16 protein-coding genes and 2 pseudogenes are annotated in these 22254 nt (G+C 63.5%); 5 read left to right on the forward strand and 13 right to left on the reverse strand.

The window, feature by feature from the left end; translation table 11 throughout:
• Nucleotides 1-14: 14 nt before the first annotated feature.
• Nucleotides 15-2513, reverse strand: coding sequence for a phosphoketolase family protein (locus tag IV498_RS02240; RefSeq protein ID WP_269044934.1), 2499 nt, complete (start codon nucleotides 2511-2513; stop codon nucleotides 15-17).
• Nucleotides 2514-2723: 210 nt separating this feature from the next.
• On the opposite strand from IV498_RS02240, the gene mgtA reads away from it, so the two are divergent.
• Nucleotides 2724-5393 (forward strand): magnesium-translocating P-type ATPase, encoded by a 2670-nt coding sequence (gene mgtA / locus IV498_RS02245; protein ID WP_269044935.1) that lies wholly within the window; start codon nucleotides 2724-2726, stop codon nucleotides 5391-5393.
• Nucleotides 5394-5479: 86 nt separating this feature from the next.
• Here mgtA and IV498_RS02250 read toward each other — a convergent pair whose 3' ends face one another.
• The 8 genes and pseudogenes from IV498_RS02250 to IV498_RS02280 all read right to left on the reverse strand — a co-directional run bounded on the left by IV498_RS02250 (nucleotide 5480) and on the right by IV498_RS02280 (nucleotide 11122).
• Nucleotides 5480-5962 carry a pyridoxamine 5'-phosphate oxidase family protein gene (locus IV498_RS02250; RefSeq protein ID WP_269044936.1) on the reverse strand — a complete coding sequence of 161 codons (483 nt, stop codon included), beginning with the start codon at nucleotides 5960-5962 and terminating at the stop codon, nucleotides 5480-5482.
• Between the two features lie 66 nt (nucleotides 5963-6028).
• The gene (locus IV498_RS02255) at nucleotides 6029-7087 is read right to left on the reverse strand and encodes a zinc-dependent alcohol dehydrogenase family protein (RefSeq protein ID WP_269044937.1); all 1059 of its coding nucleotides are present in this window, start codon (nucleotides 7085-7087) and stop codon (nucleotides 6029-6031) included.
• Nucleotides 7088-7121: 34 nt separating this feature from the next.
• Nucleotides 7122-7592, reverse strand: a complete 471-nt coding sequence (locus tag IV498_RS02260; RefSeq protein ID WP_269044938.1) for a pyridoxamine 5'-phosphate oxidase family protein — start codon at nucleotides 7590-7592, stop codon at nucleotides 7122-7124.
• Nucleotides 7593-7650: 58 nt separating this feature from the next.
• Nucleotides 7651-7893: a glycosyl hydrolase family 65 protein gene (locus IV498_RS19005; RefSeq protein ID WP_442951262.1), complete on the reverse strand. Its 243-nt coding sequence runs from the start codon at nucleotides 7891-7893 to the stop codon at nucleotides 7651-7653.
• A complete protein-coding gene (locus tag IV498_RS02265) occupies nucleotides 7802-9133 on the reverse strand; it encodes a hypothetical protein (RefSeq protein ID WP_269044977.1) in 1332 nt (443 codons plus the stop codon). The genes IV498_RS19005 and IV498_RS02265 overlap by 92 nt, the downstream gene beginning before the upstream one ends.
• 162 nt (nucleotides 9134-9295) lie before the next feature.
• Nucleotides 9296-10144 (reverse strand): annotated as a pseudogene (locus IV498_RS02270) (glycoside hydrolase family 65 protein); the annotation flags it as partial.
• On the reverse strand, nucleotides 10122-10589 hold the full coding sequence (locus IV498_RS02275; RefSeq protein WP_269044939.1) for a hypothetical protein: 468 nt from the start codon (nucleotides 10587-10589) through the stop codon (nucleotides 10122-10124). The gene IV498_RS02275 and the pseudogene IV498_RS02270, both read right to left, overlap by 23 nt.
• A gap of 65 nt (nucleotides 10590-10654) precedes the next feature.
• Nucleotides 10655-11122, reverse strand: a complete 468-nt coding sequence (locus IV498_RS02280) for a pyridoxamine 5'-phosphate oxidase family protein (protein WP_269044940.1) — start codon at nucleotides 11120-11122, stop codon at nucleotides 10655-10657.
• Nucleotides 11123-11238: 116 nt separating this feature from the next.
• Here IV498_RS02280 and IV498_RS02285 point away from each other — a divergent pair, with 116 nt between their 5' ends.
• The gene (locus tag IV498_RS02285) at nucleotides 11239-12882 is read left to right on the forward strand and encodes a GAF domain-containing sensor histidine kinase (protein ID WP_269044941.1); all 1644 of its coding nucleotides are present in this window, start codon (nucleotides 11239-11241) and stop codon (nucleotides 12880-12882) included.
• A 21-nt stretch (nucleotides 12883-12903) separates the two neighbouring features.
• On the opposite strand, the gene IV498_RS02290 is transcribed toward IV498_RS02285, so the two are convergent.
• Complete coding sequence (locus IV498_RS02290) at nucleotides 12904-13533, reverse strand: response regulator transcription factor (protein ID WP_330059143.1); 630 nt, start codon at nucleotides 13531-13533, stop codon at nucleotides 12904-12906.
• 344 nt (nucleotides 13534-13877) lie between these two features.
• Between IV498_RS02290 and IV498_RS02295 the strand changes: the two genes are divergently transcribed.
• The gene (locus tag IV498_RS02295) at nucleotides 13878-15866 is read left to right on the forward strand and encodes a plasmid pRiA4b ORF-3 family protein (protein WP_269044942.1); all 1989 of its coding nucleotides are present in this window, start codon (nucleotides 13878-13880) and stop codon (nucleotides 15864-15866) included.
• 73 nt (nucleotides 15867-15939) lie between these two features.
• On the opposite strand, the gene IV498_RS02300 is transcribed toward IV498_RS02295, so the two are convergent.
• The 3 genes and pseudogenes from IV498_RS02300 to IV498_RS02310 all read right to left on the reverse strand — a co-directional run bounded on the left by IV498_RS02300 (nucleotide 15940) and on the right by IV498_RS02310 (nucleotide 20637).
• Entirely contained in the window at nucleotides 15940-17139 is a 1200-nt protein-coding gene (locus IV498_RS02300) for a restriction endonuclease subunit S (protein WP_269044943.1), read from the reverse strand.
• A pseudogene (locus IV498_RS02305) lies at nucleotides 17136-18775 on the reverse strand (class I SAM-dependent DNA methyltransferase). The gene IV498_RS02300 and the pseudogene IV498_RS02305 overlap by 4 nt, the downstream one beginning before the upstream one ends.
• Nucleotides 18775-20637, reverse strand: a complete 1863-nt coding sequence (locus IV498_RS02310; protein ID WP_269044944.1) for a hypothetical protein — start codon at nucleotides 20635-20637, stop codon at nucleotides 18775-18777. Before IV498_RS02310 ends, IV498_RS02305 begins: the two are co-directional and overlap by 1 nt.
• Nucleotides 20638-21189: 552 nt before the next feature.
• Here IV498_RS02310 and IV498_RS02315 point away from each other — a divergent pair.
• Nucleotides 21190-21537 (forward strand): hypothetical protein, encoded by a 348-nt coding sequence (locus IV498_RS02315; protein ID WP_269044945.1) that lies wholly within the window; start codon nucleotides 21190-21192, stop codon nucleotides 21535-21537.
• Nucleotides 21534-22253, forward strand: coding sequence for a hypothetical protein (locus IV498_RS02320; protein WP_269044946.1), 720 nt, complete (start codon nucleotides 21534-21536; stop codon nucleotides 22251-22253). Before IV498_RS02315 ends, IV498_RS02320 begins: the two co-directional genes overlap by 4 nt.
• The last annotated feature ends 1 nt before the right edge of the window (nucleotide 22254 follow it).

Genomic DNA, 22254 nt, shown 5'->3' on the forward strand with positions numbered 1-22254 from the left:
CAGGCGGCCCAGAACTAACTGGGGTTTCCTGCGGGCGGGGAGTTCAGGATCATCCGGCGCTCGAAAATGTCAGCTGCTTCAAGGTGGTAGGAGCAGCTAGTCGCCTGCCAGAGGTTGGGCGGAGACCACAGCCAGGAGCTAATCTCCGGCATGTCCTCCAGATGCTCGCGGATGTAAGTCGAGTGCCTGTCCAGCATCCCGTTACAGTGTCCGGCGAGTTTTTCTGCTCCCGCAAAAGGCTTTTGCAGGCGTTCCAACGCTGCCAAGGCCAGATGGTAGCGGCTCATCTTATTCTGCACGACCATGTCGAAGGGCGTGGTCGTGGTCCCCTGCTCGGTGTATCCACGGACGTGGAACCGGCCGGGATCCGGGCGACCGTGCAGGAGCTGGTGAAAAGCGCGCGCGTAGCCATGCCAGGCGACGACGACGTCCACGTCCGTGGTGAACAGCGCCTCGAAAGCCTCGTCGGACAGGCCATGCGGATGGACGTCTCCCGGCGGCAGGACGAGCGCGTCCATGACATTGACCACCCGCACGCGCAACTCCGGGACGTAAATTTGGAGCAGCCAGGCAGCGGCGAGGATTTCCTCGGTGGGCACGTCCCCAGCGCACGCGAGTACGACGTCCGGATTCCGGCCGCCGTCGTCATTCCCAGCCCACTTCCAGATGGAGGCGCCGGCAGCCGCGTGCGCGCGTGCCTGTTCCAGGGTGAGGTATTGCGGATGCGCTTGCTTGTCCACCACCAGCAGATTGACATAGTTCTGACTCAGCAGCGCATGTTCGGCCGCGGCAAGCAGGCAGTTCGAATCCGGCGGCAGGTAGACGCGAATGACGCTGCCGGAGAGTGACAGGACAGTATCGATCAGACCCGGCCCCTGGTGGCTGAAACCATTGTGGTCATTACGCCAGCAGGTGGACGTCAGCAGGATGTTCAGGCTGGGAACGGGCTTGCGCCAGGGGAGTTCTCGTGCGTGCTGCAGCCACTTGGCATGCTGAACTGTCATCGAGGCGCTGACCATGGCGAAGGCTTCGTAGGTGGCGAACAGCCCATGCCGCCCGGTGAGGATGTAGCCCTCCAACCAGCCTTGGCAGAGATGCTCGGACAGGACCTCCACGACACGTCCGTCCTGGGAAATCCGGTCGCCAACGTCCTGACCGGGCTCCATCATGAGCCGGTCTGTCACCTCGAAAACCGCGCCAAGGCGGTTGCTGTTGGTTTCATCCGGACAGAAGAGCCGAAAGCGCGGATCCGCGGCCGTGTCGATGTACAGGTCACGCAGGAGTTCGCCCAGCGGGTGGGTCGTTTCAACAAGTGTGGCACCGGGGGATCCGATGGGAACTTCATAGTTTTCCAGGGGCCGCAGCGGCAGCGGGAGGGTCGAACGGCCCCCGCGGGACGACGGCGTTGCCCCCATCCGTGCCTCCCCCGACGGGGCCAGGGCAGCCAGTTCCGGCTGCAGGCGGCCATCCACGTCGAAGAGTTCCTCCGGGTGGTAGGAACGAAGCCAGGCCTCAAGCTGGGCCAGATGTGCCGGGTTGTCCCGGACGCCGGCCAGCGGAACCTGGTGGGCTCGGAAGGTGCCTTCGACCTGATTCCCGTCAACGATCCGCGGTCCAGTCCAGCCTTTAGGCGTGCGAAAAACGATAGCCGGCCAGCGGGCCGGTCCGTGAGCGCCATGGCGGCGTGCCGTGAGCTGGATCCGGCGGATCTCCGCATAGGCCGTTTCGAGCGCGGCGGCGAGCGCCGCGTGAACCAAGGCAGGTTCCGTGCCGGAGACGACGACGGGCTCCCAGCCGTGGGCCCGCAGCAGGGCGCAGACGTCGTCGTCGGTTCTTCTGCCCAGAACGGTGGCGCCTGAAATTTTGTAACCGTTGAGGTGCAGGATGGGCAGAACTGCGCCGTCGCGTTCGGGATTCAGGAACGCCGGCGCCTTCCAGGACCCTTCCAATGGGCCGGTCTCTGCTTCGCCGTCGCCGATAACGCACGCGGCGATCAGGTCGGGGTTGTCCATCACGGCGCCGGTGGCGTGCATCAGGGAATAGCCCAACTCACCGCCCTCATGGATGGAACCGGGGGTGGCGGGACCGACGTGGCTGGGGATGCCCCCGGGCGTGGAGAACTGCCGAATGAGCCGGCGCAGACCCGCCTGGTCCTGGCTGACGAGCGGATAAATCTCCGAATAGGTGCCTTCAAGGTAGGTATTGGCTACCACCGCTGGGCCGCCGTGCCCGGGGCCAGCCAGGAAGATCACCTCGGCGGAGGTCCTGCGGATCAGCCGGTTCAGGTGGAGGTAGATCATGGACAGCCCGGGGCTGGTCCCCCAGTGACCGAGCAGCCGGGGCTTGATGTGCTCAACCCGCAGCGGCTCCGCCAGAAGCGCGTTCTCCTGCAAATAGATCTGCGCGACCGTCAGGTAGTTCGCCGCGTCCCAGTAGCGCTGGAGCAGGGCAAGTTCCAGCGGCGGAAGCTCCGCGACGGCTGCATGTTGTGTCGGCTCGGCGGCTGTGCCCACGATGGTGTCCCTCGCTTGGTTTGCCCGTTCGGTTCGGATTTGCCCGGTTTAATTCAACTGCTGGGCCGGCAGTTGCTCCGACCCAACCCTTGCACGGTTCTTCCGACACCGGTAGGGGACCTTCGGCCGTAGTCGGAGGCACATCCGGCGCCTACACTGATGCTGGCGGAGCCAGACTCCGGGACCACTTGCCAGCATTGGATGTTCCCTGTGAATCCGCAACAACCGGCCAAGACTTCCACCGGGCCGGGTTCCACTGCGCCACCGGCCCTGAAGGAACTAGCCTGTGCCGCCAGTGGCGAGGTGCTGCATTTGCTCCAGACGGATCCCGGGGGACTGAGTTCGGTTGAGGTCCAGCGGCGCCTGTTGGACTGGGGGCCCAATGCCCTGCGGGCGCACAAGGCGAATCCGTGGAGAGTACTGCTGCGTCAGCTGGGCAGTCCGATTCTCCTTCTACTGATCATCACCGCAGGAATCTCGCTGTTTTTGGGGGACAGGACCAACTCCGTCGTCATTGGCGTGATCCTCTTGGTCAGCGTCGGTCTGGGATTCAGCAACGAATATCGGGCCGAACTCGCGGCCGAGGCGCTTCATTCCTCCGTCCGGCACCGGGCTGTCGTCGTCCGCGAAGGAGCGGAGATATCGGTGGACGTCGTGGAACTGGTGCCAGGTGACATTGTCCGGCTGACCCTGGGTGCGGTCGTTCCCGCGGATATGCGGCTCCTTTCCGCCACAGACCTCCTCTGCGACGAGGGAATCCTCACAGGTGAATCCCTGCCGGCAGTCAAGGATCCTGCGCCCGTCACCGGAACGGCAGCATTGGCTGACCTTAGCTCGTGCATCTTCATGGGCACAATCGTCGCGTCCGGGACCTGCACCGGCGTGGTGGCCGCCACGGGGGGCCGCACCGAATTCGGCCGGATCGCCCTCGCGCTGGGCGAACGCCATCCGCAGACGGAATTCCAACGCGGATTAAAGAAGTTTTCGTATCTGCTCCTGCAGGTTGCGGTGGTCCTGACGACTCTGATCCTGATCGCTAATCTCCTGTTGCGCCGGCCGCTGATTGAATCCCTCCTTTTCTCCCTTGCAATCGCGGTGGGAATCACGCCGCAACTGCTGCCCGCTGTCGTCAGCACCTGCCTTGCTGCAGGAACCCGGGCACTGGCCAAGAGGAAAGTCCTGGTCAAGCGGCTGGTCTGCATCGAGGATCTGGGCGACATGGATGTACTCGTCACGGACAAGACCGGCACCCTGACCGATGGCCGGATTAAATTCCTGGAAGCGATTCCCGCTGACAGCACGTTTCCGGCCAATGCCGTGAACGTGCTGGGGCTGTTGGCGACCGAATCCGACCTCGGGCACGGGGCTACCGGCGCTGCCGGGGCGAATTCCTTGGATGCGGCGTTGTGGGAATCGCCCGCCGGGCGGTCCTGGGACCCCAAAAGTTATCGCCGGCTGGACCTGGTTCCCTTCGACCACCGGAGCCGGATGACCACAGTCCTGATCGATGACGACGGCGGGAACCGGCAGATGATCGTCAAGGGCGCTCCCGAAGATGTCCTGAAATGCTGTACCGGAGTACCGGCGTCCGCGCGTACTGCGTTGGACGCGCAGTTCGACGTCGGTGCCAGGGTTGTCGCCGTCGCCAGCCGCTCGGCTCGTGGGCTGGAAAGCCTCAAAGATGCTGACCGAACAGGCCTGGCACTCGCGGGTTTCCTGAGTTTCCTGGACAAACCCAAAATCAGCGCCAGGGAATCACTTACGCAGCTGTCAAAACTCGGGGTCAGCGTCAAGGTCGCCACAGGCGACAACGCAAGGGTGGCCGAAAAAGTCTGCAACGACCTGGGATTGGACTATGGAAAGACCCTGATCGGGGTGGAAATCGAAGCCATGGGTGATGACGAACTCCGTGCGGCAGTGGGCGGGACCGGTATCTTTGCCCGTGTGTCCCCGGAGCAAAAAGCCCGGCTGGTGGCAATGCTGCGCACCTCGGGCAGGTCCGTGGGGTTCCTGGGCGACGGCGTCAACGACGCACTGGCGCTGCATGGCGCCGACGTCGGCATTTCGGTGGACAGCGGCGCCGACGTGGCCAAGGACGCTGCCGACATCGTGCTGATGGACAAGGACCTTGGCGTGCTGGCCGATGGCATCATGGAAGGTCGGCGGATTTTCGCGAACACCATAAAATACGTCCTGATGGGCACGTCCAGCAACTTCGGCAACATGTTCAGCGCCGCAGCAGCGTCCGTGGTGCTCAGCTTCCTGCCCATGCTCCCGGGGCAGATCCTGCTGAACAATCTGCTCTACGACACCGGCCAGCTGGCCATTCCGGGAGATCGAGTGGACCCGGAGCAGCTCCGTGCGCCATCACATTGGAATATTGCGTTTATCCGCCGGTTCATGCTCACCTTCGGCCCCATCAGCTCGCTCTTCGATTTCGCCACCTTCGCTCTGATGCTGTTTATTTTCCATGCGGCTCCTGGCGAATTCCGGGCCGGGTGGTTCATCGAGTCGATCGCGACACAGAGCCTGATCATCTTCGCCATCCGTACCCGCCGGGTGCCGTTCCTGCGCAGCAGGCCCTCCGGGGGTCTGCTGCTCGCCACTGTGGGCGTGGTGGCCGTGGGCACCTATGTTCCGCTCTCGCCGCTGGGCGGATTCCTTGGCTTCGATCCGCTCCCGTTGCCGTTCTTCCTGGCACTGCTGGCCATGACAGGGCTGTACCTGGTGCTCGTGGAAATCGCCAAGAAGCAATTCTTTGCCCGGGCTGCGGAACCGGATCTGGCCCCAGTTCCGCGTACGGCCGAGCATCATATCCACAGCCGCGCCGCGCGATTCAGCGCCCCGGCCAGATCACTGCGCCGATTCCATTCCAGATGAACCGAGCAGGGAATATCGAGCAGATAAACTGCCAGCATTCGATGTGTTCGAGCTCGTCGGGATCTTCCCGTGGGCGGATTCCGTCGCTATTCGAGCCCGGCCCTCGTTGCCACATCCAGCGGACTACGGGAGAGCATATGAGCTGTCGCCTCAAAGCGTCGCCCGGTTACTGATTCGGGTGAAATCCTGATGATGTGGTCCTGGCCAGTTCCCTGCCAAGGGAAAAGTGACCGGCCGATTCTGGTCAGCACCGCATCCGATCGCTCCACGACTGCGGCCGTGCCCTTGACGATGACGCTCCAGGCGAGTCCAAACTCAGCGCTGACGCTGTCCGCTTCGAGGGCGACGTTTCCGCCCCCTTCAATGGCGTGCAGTTTGGTCCCGTCTCCTGTCCGGAAGACCACAGTTTCTTTTTCGACCATGAAATTGACGGGAAAGACGTCCGGATGGCCGTCGACGACAATGCCCAACCGGCCCACCCCGACTTCGGCCAAAAGCCGCCAGCATTCGGCCGTTTCCAGGATTTCGGGCTTGGGCACCAACGCTTCTTCTCGGGTTTGATCTCTCATGCAATGAGCCTAGGCTTTTGCCGAACCGGCCAGAAGGGTCGAAAGCCCCGACTTGGGCTTTTGGGGCTACTTGCGGCTGATGATGACCTTGAGGGCCTTCGTCTCGGCGGCCCGCGTAAACGTGTCATACGCCGCTGGGAATTCATCAAAGCTGAAGTGGTGAGTGGCAAACTTGGTGGCCTGTATCTTGTGCTGGGTGACCAGCCGAAGCAGCATTGCGGTACTGCTGGTGTTTACCAGGCACATGCTGATGCTGATATTGCGGATCCACAGGTCCTCCAGATGCAGCTCAACTGAACGCCCGTGGACCCCGACGTTGGCAACGCTGCCACCTGGCCGGACGACGTCGACGGCCATGACAAACGTTTCCGGGACGCCGACGGCTTCGATGGCGACATCCACGCCGGCACCGTCGGTCAAGGCGAGGACCTGGTCCCGCCAGCCCGGGGATCCGGAGACGACCGTATGGGTTGCACCAAAGTCCAGGGCCTGCTCCAGCCTCGACGGATCCAAGTCGACGGCGATTACCGTGGCAGCCCCGCATAGTCCCGCTGTCATGACCGCCGCGAGCCCGACCGGGCCAGCGCCGATCACCGCCACGACGTCGCCCGGCTTGACTCCGCCAGCTTGGACGCCGATTTCGAAACCAGTGGGCAAGATGTCCGAGAGCATGACAGCCTCGGCATCGCTGACGCCGTCGGGCATTTTGTACAGGGAGTTGTCCGCGTAGGGTACCCGGACGAATTCGGCCTGCGTGCCGTCAATGAGGTGCCCGAAAACCCAGCCGATTCCCGCCGCACCCTCCTCGCCCAGGCAGTGGGAGTAGAGGCCGGAGCGGCAGTTGATGCAGTGCCCGCAGGACTTGATGCAGGAAATAATGACCCTGTCGCCAACGGCGAGGTCGTGGACGCCATCGCCGACCTCCATTACGGTACCCACGCCTTCGTGACCCAGAATGCGCCCCTCCTGCACGGCAGGGACATCGCCCTTGAGGATGTGCAGGTCGGTCCCGCAGATGGTCGTCGTGTCCACCCTGACGATTGCGTCGGTTGGGTTGAGCAGCCCAGGCTGCGGTACATCGGTCCAGCTCTTCTTTCCGGGGCCCTGATACACGAGCGCTTTCACATCGGATCCTTTGGTGGTGGGCTGGTGCTGATGGTCACTCTGGAGCGGAACGAAGTGCCTGTGCCTGCGCGGTCCACCATTCAGCCGGCGGGGTGACCCGGAAGCGGCGGCCGGTGATGGAGACGGGCGAGATGCGGATGAAGACGTCCTTATGTCCGGACTCCCACGGAAAGAGCATCAGGGAAAAAGTTTCCAGCACTTCGTCTGTGCGGCTGATGGCAGAAGAGGCACCTCGAACGACGACACTCCAGGCAATCCCGGTATCCGCGTCCACACCGTCCGCTTCCATGGCGACCGGAACTGTTCCAGCGGCCGCGGACAGCTTGGTGCCCTCGCCGGTGCGGAAGACCACTGTGGCATGATCCACCGTGTAATTAAGGGGGAAAATGTCCGGGTGGTCGTCCACCCATACCGCGAGCCACCCGACCGAGTTGCCGCGCAGCAGCGCCCAGCAGGCACTTTCTTCGAGAACTTCGGTTCGGGTGGCTGGCTGGTTGGTGCTCATGAAACCGAGCGTAGCCCTGGCGGTCGACGCGCAGTAGGGCATTAGTGCCCTGTGCGATTCAGGGGCCCGAAACGTGTCGGTGACCTGAGACAAGGCCAACGTCGAGACGCTGGCCCGCGTGCAGGGTCTGCCGAATGCCCTCAACATTGACGTCTATGGCTGCGGCCGGCCCAGGATGCAGTTCCAGCCGCACGCGCTGCGCGCTGCATTCAACGCTGATGCGCTGACCCCGGTACAGCAGTTGAAAGTGGACACCGGGCAGTTCCGGGGGGGAGCACCGGGTGAAGCCACAAAGCACCATCACGGGTCTCGACGCCGCCGTAGCAGCGCAGCACCATGTCTACGGTGCCTGCCATGGCGCCCAGGTGGATGCCTTCGGCCGTCGTCCCGCCCTGCGTGTCGTCCAGATCGGAATCCAGCGCTTGCCGGAACAGGCTCCACGATTTCCTCCGATTGCTCCGGGCCAGCACCCAGCTGTGCGCAACCCGGCTCAATGTCGAACCATGGCTGGTGCGGGACAGGTAAAAATGCACAGTTCGCGGGATCTGCTGGGGCCGGAGGTGATAGCCGAGCCGGTCAAAAATGTCCTGCAGTTCTTCGGCCGAGAAGAGATAGAAGATCATGAGCACATCCGCCTGTTTGGACAACCGGTAGTTGTTGGTGCTGTCGCCCTCAGACTGCAAAATCAGGTCCAGGCGGCCGATATTGCCATAGCGGGCCTGGTATCCCTCCCAGTCGAACTCTTTGAGCTTCTCGTATCCCTCGAACTGGCTGATGACGCCGTCGCTGTGGAACACTACCGTGAGCCGCCGGCTGATCGCGTCCCAGCTGTTCAGCTCTGCCTCGTCCATCCCCAAACGGTTCCACAGCGATTCCCGGTCCCCTCCGGTTGGTACTTCAGCCGCCTCGATCGCCCGGGCCAGGACCCAGGCGGCCAGGATATTCGTATAGGCGTTGTTTCGCACGCCTCCACCGGAATTGCCAGGGTAGCCGTCGTGGAATTCATCCGGTCCCATCACCGAGTCGATGCTGAACCGGTTGCCCGTCTCATCGGGTGTGGCCAGGGAGGCGAAGAACCGGGCGATCTCCACCAGCAACTCGATGCCGTAACGGGTCAGGAAGTCGATGTCGCCGGTGGTCTGGTAGTAGCGCCATACACTGTAGGCGATGGCAAGGCCCACGTGACGCTGGCGGTAGGAATGATCAGATATCCAGTCCCCGTCACGAGTGTTGAACAAGGTGGTTGGAGTCTCATCCCGGCCATCGCTGCCACTTTGCCAGGGGTACATTGCGCCACGGAACCCGGCACGACGGGCAGCGTCGCGGGCGGCGTCCAAGCGTCGGAACCGGTAGAGCAGGAGGGACCGAGTGAGATCCGGCCGGCGGAGTGTCAGCATTGGGTAGACGAACAGTTCATCCCAGAAGATATGGCCTCGGTACCCCTCGCCGTGCAACCCACGTGCGGGTATGCCGGCGTCCTGGTCATCGGAAGCGGCCGCTGTGGCGGTGAGGACATGAAAGGTTTGCAGGCTCAGGGCCATACCGCTGCGAGGCCGGCCGGCAAGTTCGATGCCGAACACGCTCCAAAGCCTGCCCCAGGCATCGACGTGACGCGCCAGAAGCTCCGCAAACCCTGCGGCCCGATCGATCCGCGCAAGCGCGTCCAGGCCAGCGGTTGAGACGGCGTAATCACGGGAGGTGGCAAGTGCCGCCGTCTTTTCGATTATCAGCGGCATCCCACGCTTCAACTGGACCTTGAAGAGCTGCCGGGCACCGGAGCCGGCTCCGGCGTCCGTGCGGCCGGCCAATCGGGTCCGGACGGCGAGGGCGATGTGGATCCCTGACTGGTTGGTGTCGGTTTCCACCAGCACGGTGGCGCCTGGCGTGCGGCTGCATCGGCCAGGACGCAGGTGCAGCCGGTTGAGGGCTGCGTCGGCGGCCGCATTACGGTTGGAAACGGCGGTGTTTATACCGGACTCGATCTCAAGAGTGCCCGCCCAGTCGACGGCGGTAACCTCCACCTCAAGGGCTGCAAGGTGCGGGTCGGCCATTGATTGGGGTGCCCTGCTGGTGACGCGGGTGGTGCGGCCCGCTGCATCGCGATACACCGTCGTGCGTTCCAGGACACCTCGGCGCAAGTCAAGCTGCTACCGGTGGCTGAGGGTTCGCGTTCTACCCGGCAGCAGTGGTTCGCCGCCGGCTGGCTTCAAAGACAGGAAGGTCGAGTCCGGAAGGTTGACCAGATGCTCGGTCTCGGTAGTCTGTCCGGCACGTTCGGTCCGCACGCGGTTGTAGACCCCGGCGGCATAGGTTCCGGGACAGTGAACTCCGTCTGCGAGGCTTCCGGGAGCTGACTCGCGAGTTGCCCAATAGCCATTGCCCAGCGTGCACAGGGCCTCCCTACGGGTTTCCAAGAAGGGATCGAAGTCCTCGTAGGTGAGCAGCCAATCGCTGTCCTTGCCTTTGCTGAACAGACTAGGGCGGCGTGGTTTTTTCTCCCGGACTACCGGACCACGTGGAGCACGCAAGTCAAGATTCGCGACGTCGGTCACTATGATCGTGGCTCCTGCCGAGAGCAGAGCCGGACCGTTCTCGCAACAGCACGGTGTCGGAGTACGCCTTGACGCCGGACTCTTTCAGTCTCTCGACGAAGAGTTCCTGCTTGCGTTCGGCCAAGGCACTCACGGTCAGTGCCGAACCCGCATCGTTCGATGTACCTTCCGTAAGCCGCAAGCCCCGGGCCAGCAGGAAGGCCCGGATGCCGTCTTTCCTGCTGCGGCCATCGATGTAGGTGCGATAGTCCAGCACAGGGTCGAACGGCTCGGGGGAGTGCAACGAAGGCAGGACAGAGTCGAACAATGCCTTCCATGCCGCAGCATGGACGGAAGCTGTATCCGTGACTACCCCGTCGAGGTCGAAAATGACAGCTCCAAAGCCCGCTGTTGTGCTTCCCCGGACCGTCCTTCCGCGGTGGGAGGGGTAGTGCTTGAGCTTCACAATGTCTCCAGGTCCTTAATGCACGGTACCGTCGCCGGCCATCCGCACGGTACCGTTGCCGGCCCCTATTCGAATGATGCCCGGCGCGGATCGGACAGGGGAGTCTTCCAGATCTCGGGTTTCGTCACCTTGAATCTTCGTCCGCTGAGATTGAGGGTATTGACGCGGATAACGTGCTCTTTCGGCCCGCCCTGCCATGGGTCCAAATAGGCGACGCTGGCGTTCGACAGCTCTTCCTGCCGACGGACTTCCCGAGCGGCTCCGCGGAGCACGACGCTCCACGCAAGTTCGGTGTGCGAGTCGTAGCCGTCGATTTCCATGGCCACAGGTGTGCTCTCCAATGCGCCCAAGAATTTGGTTCCGGATGCGGTGCGGAATACGACTGATCTGTTGTCCACGACGTAATTCACAGGGAAAATGTCCGGGTGTCCATCCACCACGACAGCCAATCGGGCCAAAACGTGGCTCTCCAACAGATGCCAGCATTCGATTTGCTCGAGCTTTTCGACGTCGGGCCGGTTCTTTGCATCCATGTCCTTGAGGCTATCCAAAGTCGGCTTTGGGCGGCAGGGGCGAAAGACCCTCCCGACCGAAAGACCGTCCGGCTGTAGTCTTTCAGCACGCGGTTGGTTCCCTTTGGAGGTGTCGGATGAAGGATTCCCCGAGGTCGGGCGAACTGCTGTACACGCAGGAACGCATGCAGGGACTGATGGCTGCCGTGGTGTCGATCGGTGTCGAGCTGGATCTGGCCTCCGTACTGAAACAGATAGTTGAGTCGGCGTGCACCTTGCTTCATGCCAGCTATGGCGCGTTGGGGGTCATCGGCGAGGAGGGCGGACTGAGCCACTTCGTCACGGTCGGCATCGATCCGGACCTCGCCGCCATGATAGGACCCCTGCCCACTGGCCACGGCGTTTTGGGACTGCTGATCCGCGAGCCGAAGCCAATCCGGCTGCCTGACCTGCACAGCCACCCCGCCTCGTACGGTTTCCCCGCTCACCATCCGCCGATGCAGACCTTCCTGGGCGTACCAGTCCGAATCCGGGACATCGTCTTCGGCAATCTGTACCTGACCGAAAAAGAGAACGGAGAGCTGTTCACTAAGGAGGACGAGGACCTTGCCGTTGCGCTGGCGACAGCTGCAGGCGTCGCCATTGAGAACGCACGGCTCTTCGACGACTCCCGGCGTCGTTCGCAATGGCTGGAGGCCTGCATGGCTGTTGCGGCCGGTGCCATGGGGAGCAGAAAGGGCGGCGGAGTCGCTGGCCTGGGCCTGGTTGCCAACCGCGCCCAGGAAGTCTCCGGTGCCGCCATGGTACTGATCGCCGTTCCTTCCGGTGACGGCGGTCCGAGCTTCATCGCCGCAGCTGCCGGGAAAGGCGCTGAAGCGTTCCGGGGAAGGTCGCTGGAACTCGACGCCGTCGTCGTCCGACACGTACTGGAGGCAGGGGTACCCGTTACGCTCGCGACTGCCGCGGAGCTGATGGGAGCCGGCGAGGGGAGGGGTTTCGGCCCCGCCCTCGCGGTGGCGCTGGGATCCGCAGAGATGGAAAATGGCGTCCTGATTTTTCTTCGCCCCGCCGCCGGCGGAAATTATTCGGCAACGTTCGTCGAAATGGCTGCTCTTTATGCGGCCCAGGCGGCGCTGGCCCTCGAGCTGGTGCGCACTAACCGGCTCCGCGAGCAGTTGGTGGTCCTGACAGACCGGGACCGGATCGCCAAGGACCTGCACGACGTTGTTATCCAACGGTTGTTCGCCGCCGGGCTGAGCATCCAAAGCCTGGGCCGGCTCACAGACAATCCGATAGCGGTGCAGCGGATCCACGCTGTAACCGGGGAATTGGATTCCACGATCCGGGATCTGCGGGACACCATCTATTCGCTCCAGGAAAGCGCCGGGAACGTCGAACTGCTCAGTAGTCGGATTCTGCGCGGTGTCCGGAATGCCACCCGGTCGCTTCCTTTCACACCACGGCTTCACTTGGCCGGGCCGGTGGATACGGCCATTGACGACGCCACATCCGTACATTTACTGGCAGTGCTCTCCGAGGGCTTGAGCAACACGGTGCGCCACTCCGGCGCGCAGACAATCGAAGTGACGGTGGCCGTCGAGGACAGCCGGGTCAGCCTGCAGGTGGACGACGACGGCACGGGCTTTGCTGCTCCGGCGCACCGGAGTGGACTGGCCAACATGGATCAACGGGCCCGGGAGCTCGATGGATCCTTGACCGTGGACAGCGCCCCCGGAAAAGGGACGCGGCTATGCTGGTCGGTGCCACTGGCCGAGGTCTAGGCCAACGGATGTCCTGGCGCTTCAGGGGATGCGCGTCACGTATACCGCTGCCTGGGTGCGGCGTTCAAAGCCGAGCTTGGCGAGCAGCGATGAAACGTAATTCTTGACCGTCTTCTCGGCCAGAAACAGTTCCCGGCCGATTTGCCGGTTCGTCAATCCCTGCCCGATCAGATTCAGCACTTTTCGTTCCTGGGCGGTAAGCATCGCAACCCGCGGATCCAGATGTTCGAGTTCGACCAGTCCCCGGACCACTCGGCTCTTGAGTGCGGAGTCAAAGAGAGATTCCCCGTCGGCTGCCCGGCGCAGAGCGGAAACCAGGTCCGTCCCGCCGATCTCTTTTAGGACGTATCCTGCCGCACCGGCGAGCACAGCCCCGCGGACCGCCTGCTCGTCGTCGTAACTGGTCAGGATGAGACAGCGCAGTGAAGTGTCCACGGCGCGCACGTCGCGGCAGACCTCGATCCCAGTCCCATCGGGCAGACGCGCATCCAAGACGCAGACGTCGGGATGAAGCGCGGGAATCTGCCGTGTCGCCTCGGCTGCAGAGCCCGACGAACCAACGACAGTGAAACCCTCACCCTCCAAGAGTTCGGCCAGCCCGCGGCGGACCAGTTCATGATCATCAAGGATGTAGACACCGATGTTAGGCAGGAAAGAATCCCCGGCGTCGCGCGACTTTGCCGTCCCCGGTGACGAACCGCTGGATGACTGTGTACTGGTGGATGGTGAGCTCGCCACGGGACCTGGATTTCTGTTGAGCGTCCGCAGTCGCGGACAAGGCCATTCTTTCGCTCCGCCCACCCGGCTGCAAGGGTCCAAAGACCCGCCGATCAGTTTCGCGGTGCCCGACGCCAGCATGTGCCGTTGGAACTTAATCATCGTTGGTCTCGATGGATCCGACGCATCTCGGTTGCAGAGCAGAGCAGAACTGGCACGCGGCCCGGTAGGTCGGTACCGTCGTCGTAACGGCACATCAGCAACCAGACAGGTGCGGCATGACCAGGAACAACAAGAATCGGCACAGGGGAAAGAGCCCATCGCGGAAGGGCGCCCCCGGTTCTGGCTCTGCCGGATCCACTTCCCTGAGCGCCTTTCGCTCGGCACGTGCCGTGGACGCCCTCACACCAGCCTTCCTTCAATGGTTCAAGGCGCAAGCACCGGCCGAAGCCCCAGCCGCTGTTGCCTTGGATCTCCTGAACCAGGCCAAGGCGGTGCTGGCCCGGTATATGGAGGAAACTGCCGGCTCGGAGATCACCAACCTTGACCCGATTCCGTTGGCGAAGGCCGTCGCCGAAGCAAGCACCGCCGTTGCGGCCCCGGCCGGCGAGGAGCAGCCGGGAGACAGCGCCTTCACCGTGATCGCCATGCACGCCTTCGTGGACTTCCTTTCCGAAACGGGCCGGTGGACGGGAACTGAGGAGAACCTGGCCGCCATTCTTAGCTTCTTTGCAACAGTTGACGGTCAGTTCACGAATGGGGATACCGACGACGGCGGTCTCATCGATGTGCCGGAAGTCTCCGATGAGCGGGCCTACGAAGTCTTTTCCAACCTGCCTCTCATCCAACGGGCTGCGGCCTTGCTTGAGTGGATCGGCGATGGGAAGCCGGTGACCGCAACGGGCGCGCTTCGGCTGAAGGACATCGAAGCTGCTGCGGCCTCCATCGGTGTGAGGGCCAGGGGCGGCTCCAAACGTGTCCATGCCGAAGACTCCTCTGCGGGGACGTCCGAAGAAGTCGTTCACACTGTCCGCAGTATGTTTGACGTCCCGCCGCTTGCCCAGCTGTGGAAGGCGTTGGAGCGGGCCGGGCTTATCGGCCTGGGCGCATCGAAAGCGGTTCCTACCGAGGTGGTTGCATATTTTCTGACCGGGGAGCCGTGGGCCCGCCTGGAGGAGTTCCACAACTTCACGGTGAACTTTCTCGAGGTGGCGGTGCTCGACGTAGACCCGGCACAGCCGTGGCAGGGCCAGGTCTCCAGTCTGCTGGCGTCAGTCCTGATCGCGGCGACCACTCCGGAGCCGCCGTCGGTGGAACAAATTCTGGCCGCCGAACATCAGGCGCCGGAAGGGGAAAGGCTGCTGGTCCGGCTGCTGAGCGGCCTGGCGGTGCAGCGGCTGAAGGGTTTCACCGAGCTCGGCCTGCTGACAATGGACACCCACTTCAGAGTGCCCCCCGCACTCGTGCAAGCGGTGGCGGAGGTCCTGGACCATGACGGGGTGCTGGAAGAACTCGGATTGGGCGGAGACTTCGACGACGCCGACGACGCCGACGACTTCGACGACGCCAGCGCAGACGAGCCGGACATCAGCGCGGGGGAGATGCCGGACATTTCGGCGGAGGAAATTGAGCGGGCGCTCGCGGGCGATATTGTCATCGAGGCGCCGGCGCAGCAGCGGCCGGCGGGTGGGTCGATCCTGCAACTGAAAGTCACGCTGAAGGGCTCCAAGCCGCCGATCTGGCGCCGGGTTCTGGTGCAGTCCGGCATGCCGCTCAGCCAGCTGCACCAGACCATCCAGTCACTGTTTGCCTGGCAGGATTTCCACCTGCACGAATTCCAGACCGGCGGCCTGCGCGGGCCGGCTTACGGCCCGGTTGATCCGGACGGGGAGGACGACGGATTCGGAGAAGCTCCGCAGGACGAGGCGACAGTCAGCGTCGTCAAACTTCTGCCGGACATCGGCAGTTCGATGACGTACACCTATGACTTTGGCGACGGCTGGGATCACGAGATCAAGGTCGAGAAGATTTCGACGGACGACGGCGTCGGGCAGCTTCCGCGGTGCACCGCGGGCCGCGGCGCCCCACCAGCGGAGGACAGCGGCGGCCCCGACGGCTGGGCGCACATCGTCGAGGCCGTCAACGATCCCGGCCACGAGGAGCACGACGAGTACCGCGAGTGGCTGGGGCTGCAGCCGGGAGAAACTCTCGATCCGAAAGCCTTCGATCTGGACGAAATCAACGAGGAACTGGCTGGTCGGTTCTGAGGTCGGGTTTTGGGTCTGCAAATCACGGGCGCCCCGACGCTGAACATTGGCGTCCGGGTCCGACCAAAAACGACTAGACGACGGCGGAGACCAGCTCCTCGGCTTCCCTGACCCGCAGTTTGCCGGACATCAGCTGGGGAAGAAGCGCGTCGCGGGTAGCGGCAAGACTGCGATTCTCGTCGGTGAGGGACTTCATAAGAACAAACGTGCAACCGGTAGATTCCTCGAACTCGGCCAGATCACGATCGTCAGGTTTGCTGACTGTATATCCCGTCAAGTCAAGGGCCGAGACGCGTTGCCTGCCCGATGTGCCGACCATGTGTCTGATTGCGAAGGTTCTAAAACGTTCACTTGTCGCGATGAAGTATGAGAGAGCGATGGGGATGCCGGCGCGGGACCGTAGGACGATGAACTCTGTTGAGCCTATTCCCACTTGGCCGTCGTCCAAGAAGTCCACGAAGCCGGTTTTACGGTTTTCCAGGCAGGGCGTTATCCTCGCAAGCAACGTATCGCCGTTCTTGAACCGGGCTCCGCCTTTTGCCGGTCGATGATCCCAGTCGCTGATGCTTATGTTGGCAACAGGGATTTTCTGCATATCCACATAGACAGGTTCGGCTTCCACAGGAGCGGCCACCTTGGGATTGAGTTCTACGAGCTCGTCGAGTCCGACTAGAGGTGTGTCCTCTCCAGGATCTTGGTTCAAACCCAACGCGGCAAAATGTGCCTCAAGCAGTGATACGGCGGTAGCAGCGAGCTTGGTGTTGGCGGCGATCTTGTCGTCGAGCGCGCCCAGCACCTCCGCAATCGCCCGCTGCTCCTGGAGCGAAGGAAGGTTCAGATTCATGTTTTTCGCTGAACTGACGTTGAAGTGCTGCTGGACAGCACCGACCAGTTGAGAGTCAATGTAGCCTGCTGCTGCGCTGTTTATGTAATAGCTAAGCCAGTAAGGATCGATTTGCGGCCCGGGACGGGTAATTACTAGGTCTGAGCAGTTGGCTGCCGACCATTCGGCAGGTACAACTGCCGTCGATCCAGGCTTTCCTGTTCGGACCGTAACGACGTCGCCACCACGAAGCGCGCTCTTCTTCAACTTTAAGTGGAAAGCCTCATCGATGTACTTCACGTCCGAAAGGTCGAAACCATGGCGAAGGACATTCTGTGATCGTAGCAAAGGGATTCCAGTGGATATGTATTCCTGAGCCATTGAACCGACGTGGCCGACCGTGACTTCCTCAGCAATATCGCCTAGCTTGATCTGCCGCCAGTCGGTCACGAGACCCGCCCCAACTGTTCGCGAACAACGTGCGCCAGTCGTTCGGATTCGTCGAACTGTTCGAACAGCTCCTTCGACAACCTGGCGATTTTTTCCTCGATCGGTTCGCCGTCGTCCTCAACCTCTGCGGCCCCAACGTACCGTCGGGGGTGAGGGCGTAGTCGGCGGCCTTGACCTCCGCGAGGGTGGCCGAATAGCAGAAGCCGGGTTCGTCGTCGTACGTCAGGCCCGCGTCGACGGCGGAAGTGGTTCCGCGCCAGGCGTGGAAGGTGCCTGCGATCTTGGCGATGTCTTCGTCGGAGAGTGCGCGCTCGGCGCGGTCCACCATATAGCCCAGGTTGCGGGCGTCGATAAAGAGTACCTGTCCGGTGCGGTCCACGGATCCGTGCGTCCCAACGGTTTTGTCCTTGGCGAAGAACCAGGTGCAGACGGGGATGCCGGTGGAGCGGAAGAGTTGTGTGGGCAGGGCGATCATGCAGGAAACCAGGTCCGCCTCGACGAGGTTCGCACGGATGTCGCCTTCGCCGCCGGAGTTGGAGGACATGGAGCCGTTGGCCATGACCACGCCGGCCGAGCCGCCGGGTGCGAGTTTGGAGAGAATGTGCTGGATCCAGGCATAGTTGGCGTTGCCGGTGGGCGGGACGCCGTACTTCCAGCGCGGGTCAGACTCGGCGCGGGCCCAGTCCTTGATGTTGAAGGGCGGGTTGGCCATCACGAAGTCCGCGCCGCGGTCGCCGGTCAGTTCGGGGTGCTGGTCGCGCGCGAAGGTGTCGCCCCAGCGGGAGGCGAGGTTGGCGTTGAGGCCGTGGATGGCGAGGTTCATTTTGGCCATCCGCCAGGTGCGCTCGTTGAGCTCCTGGCCGTAGACAGAGATGTTGGAGCCTTCTTTTTGGTGGTGCTCCAGAAATTTCTCGGTCTGCACGAACATGCCGCCGGAGCCGCAGCAGGGGTCGTAGACCCGGCCGTAGGTCGGCTCGAGCACTTCGACCAGCACCCGGACCACGCCAGCAGGGGTGTAGAACTCGCCGCCGCGCTTACCCTCGGCCTTGGCGAATTTCTCCAAAAAGTATTCGTACACCTCGCCGAGCAGGTCGCGGGCCTTGGTGGCGCCCTGGCCGGTGAAGCGCGCGGAGTTGAACAGGTCCAGCAGTTCACCGAGGCGGCGCTGGTCGATGTTGTCCCGGTTGAAGATGCGCGGCAGGGTCGCGGCCAGGCTCGGGTTGGCGGACATGATGAGGTCCATGGCGTCGTCGATCAGTTCGCCGATGGTCCGGGCTGCGTCGCCGCCGTCGGCCTGCGTGCCCTTGGCGTTCTGCGCCAGGTAGGTCCAGCGGGCCCGGGCCGGGACCCAGAAGACGCCGCGGCCGGTGTACTCGTCGGTGTCGTCGATCAGCTGGCCGATCTGCTCGGCATTCAGCCCGTCGGCCTCAAGCTCGGTCTGGATCTGCCCGCGGCGCTCATCGAACGCGTCGGAAACGTACTTCAGGAACACCAGCCCCAGGATCACGTCCTTGTACTGCGAGGCGTCCATGGAACCGCGCAGCTTGTCCGCGGCCTTCCACAGGGTGTCCTTCAGTTCCTTCATGGTCGAGGGCAGCTCGGCGGTCTTTGCCCGGAGGGCAGACTTCGGGGGCATTAGGTGTTTCCTTCCGTGGGGACGCCGGCAGCGAGGCTGAGACTGCCACACGACACTCCGTCCTTGATCAGGTTATCGAGTTCATTAAGCATCAGGAGCCGTTCGCGGGCCAGGCGCTGGGCGTGTTGGATCTGCTGTAGGGCATCGGTGAGGGCCTGGTGCTGGCTTTCGGGCACCGTGCGCAGCCGCCAGTTGCGCCAGTCCTTCGCTGCCGGCGGTAGGGCGTTGATGTCGGCGGCGACGACGTCCGGGTGCAGTCCGCGCGGTTTCGTGGCATTGATGCGCAGCACCCGGGCCGGAAAGAGGACGACGGCGGCGCCTTGGGTATCGACGACGGCGGCAGGCCGCGGGCTGGTGCAAAAGACGATGTCTCCGGGTTCGGTAAGCCGGCCGTGCGGATGGCGCCGGGTGAAATCCAGCAGGCTGATGGATCGGCTCCGGCCCGTAGTGAGCAGTTCGGCTGTGCCAATAAGTCTGGTGCTGCCGGCGCCGGCCAGATCGTCAGGGTCGAGGCGGTTTCCCTGCAGATATTTCAGTGCGCCGGCAACCAGCAGCTGGTGGATGGCGGCGGCCGGGAGCGGAGTTGCCGCTGCTGGGCCGGCCGCAGTCGAAAGGATGCGAAGGTCCGGTGACTGTCCAGCGCCGGATTCTTCGGTCAGCAGCCGGAGCAGCTCATCGGCCCGAACGGCCGCCGCGGCTGGATCTGCCGCACGTCGTTGGGCTGCACCGGTGGGCTGGGCGGCCGCCACCAGCGACCCGCGTGCTGCCAACAGCGAGCGGGTAAGAACCAGCCGGGCGAAGCGGAAGGAGTGCGCGCGCACCATGGCCCGGTCACCCATCGAGGCCGCTATGTCGGCAAGAAGATCCTGCGCCGCGGCCGGCGTCAGTTCCTGTCCGATCAGATCCGCCACCATGGTCCAGCGGTCCGCAATGTCCACCTCCGCGAAGGACGGTCCCAGCACCCACAGCGCCTGGGCTTGGCGTGGTTGGCTGCGCCGCAGTCCCTGCGGAAGACGGATCACCGCGCGGACCCGGCCGGATCGCAGCAGGTCCGCCCGTAGGCCGGAAACCCTGGTGCCGGCGACGGCTGCGTCGCACAGCACGCCGGCTGGCGCAATGAGAACGGCACGCTGGGGGTCATCCATTTGCAGCAGAATCTGCTCAATGCCGGCAAGGATTTGATCCGGTCCCATGGAAGGGCAGCCGGGGGAGGGAAACTGGGCCATTTGGACGGCCGGACCGGGAACGTCAAAACTGCCGTCCGTGCCGATGTCCAGTGGGACGGCCCGAACGCCATGTGCCCGCAGCCGGCGCCGAACCAGCCGCGCGGCGCCGTCGTCGTCCTTGGTGGTCAGAAATGTCGGACTGCCCGCGTCGCCCAACCGGTGAAGAACTCCCAGCAGCAGATCGCTGCCGCCCAGGGTGGGATCGACAAAGGAGGGATCGGAGCCCACCGTCCGGCCCAGCTCGACGGCGGCGGCTGCCACCAACTCGATGGCAGGGGCGGTCAGGGCCACGGTTGAGTGACCGCCCAGACCCGTGCGGAATCTGTCGGTCATGAGCTTTTCGAAGGCGGCCGCCGCGTTGTAGGAGCCATCCACCAACCGGTCCGCGTACTGGGCCAAAGGCGTCAGTTGCTTTCCGCGGGCCTCCAGCTCCCGGTAAAGGAAGTGGTCGTCCGGATCGGACTCGTCGGCGGCGTCCAAAAGCTCGGCGCTGCTGAGCCCTCCCAGCGTGCTGCCGCTGGTGACCCGCAGGGCCAACAGTGCAGTGAGGGCTTCAAAGTGTCCGGCGTGAGTTTCCGTGGAATTCGTGGAATTTATGGTGCCGGGCGTGGCCGCCGGCGACGCGTAGGCTGCCACGTCCGCTTGCGCACTTGGATTATTGCCACGGCCCGTCTCCGTGAGCCAGGCGGCAACTTCCTCCGCGTCAAAGAGCTCCCGTCCACGGTCCGTCCGTGCTGGTTCTGGAAAGGGACGCCGGAGCGCACTCCCCGGGTGCGCCACATGGAAACCACCGGGCGCTGCACATGGGCCAGTGCTGCGACGTCGGACAGGGTCATGTCCATTGCTGCGTTCTGCTGCACTGTCGTTTCCTTCCGGTGTCCCGTGCAAAAGCGGGCCGATGGTTGGCCGGTCCTGGCCGTGTCCCAAAGGCGTCCTGCGGTCTGCCCTCTCCCAGAGGGGTCCTGCGGGCTGTCCTGCTCCAGAGTAACTGCAGATCGAACGCTGCGATGACTCCAAAGCTTTGATAACCCCCATTATCAACCATCCGCTGCAAAAGGGATCCAACACGGCCATAGGTTGATTCTGCAGGGCCGGTACATCGGGCCCCGCACCGGTCGTCGGTGGCTTTGGTTGGGGGGTGCCGCCGACGTCCGGTTTCACACCCGCATTCCCCGATCAGGAGAGAACGTGACAAAGCCGGATGAAGGCGCCACCGCCCGTGGCCCCGCCGATGCAATGAACGGCGGCACAGAGGCTTCGGCGGAGGACGGCGGGTCTGAGCGTCCCGTCGTGTACGGCGGGCTTAAGCGTCCCGCGGACGGCGGGTCCGAGCGGCCGACGGACGACAGAGGATCTGAAGTTCTGTTCAGCGCCGATGGCACCATGCTGGGGCTGGCGGGCGGCCGATTGTTCGGCGCCCGCAGAGGCGGTTCCATGATTTGGCCCGACGGCATCGAGGGCAAGGTTGCCCGTGCAGTGGCCCGAAAGACCGAAAGTTGCCGGGCCAAGGAAGCACGAAACGATTTGGGGGAATGACGATGGAACAGATGCGGGACCAGCAGCAGGATCGAGCGAATGATCCGGACCAAGAGCAGACACAGAACCTGGACCAGGCGGAGAACCAGGATCAGACGCAGGAAACGGAAGGCGGACGGATACCCGGTAGTAAGACCGGTACCTCAAAGCGCAAAAAATGGGCCGCGATTGCCGTCGCCGGCGCGCTGCTGCTGGCGGCTGGGGGAGCGGTGGGATACACCATGCCGGATCCCAAGGCCAGCGATGCCTACCGTGCCTTGGACACGGTAAAGTCTTCGGCCGTGGCGGACAGGGATTCGGCTCGATCCAGTTACGACTCGATTAAGGGTCGCTATGACACCCTGCTCAATGGAATCAGCGACCGCGAGACCGCCGTTGGAACCCGTGAAACCGATGTGACGGCCGCGGAAGGAGTGGTCAAAGACGCCCAAGCGGCCGTCAAGAAGCGCGAAGACGCCGTTGCCGGAGCCGAGCAAAAGAAAGCCGCGAACACCATCAGCGATGGCACGTGGACGGTAGGGACGGACCTTACGCCTGGCACCTACCGCGCCACCGCGCCTGTGGGCTCCAGGTGCTATTGGGCCATCTATAAGAGCGGGACCAACGGAAGCGACATCGTCGAAAACGACCTCCCAGGCGGCGGCCGCCCAGCCGTGACCCTGGCGCCCGGCCAGGATTTCAATACGGCCCGCTGCGGCAGCTGGGAAAAGCAGTAAC

The sequence above is a fragment of the Paenarthrobacter sp. Z7-10 genome (assembly GCF_026932795.1).
Lineage (GTDB): Bacteria > Actinomycetota > Actinomycetes > Actinomycetales > Micrococcaceae > Arthrobacter_M.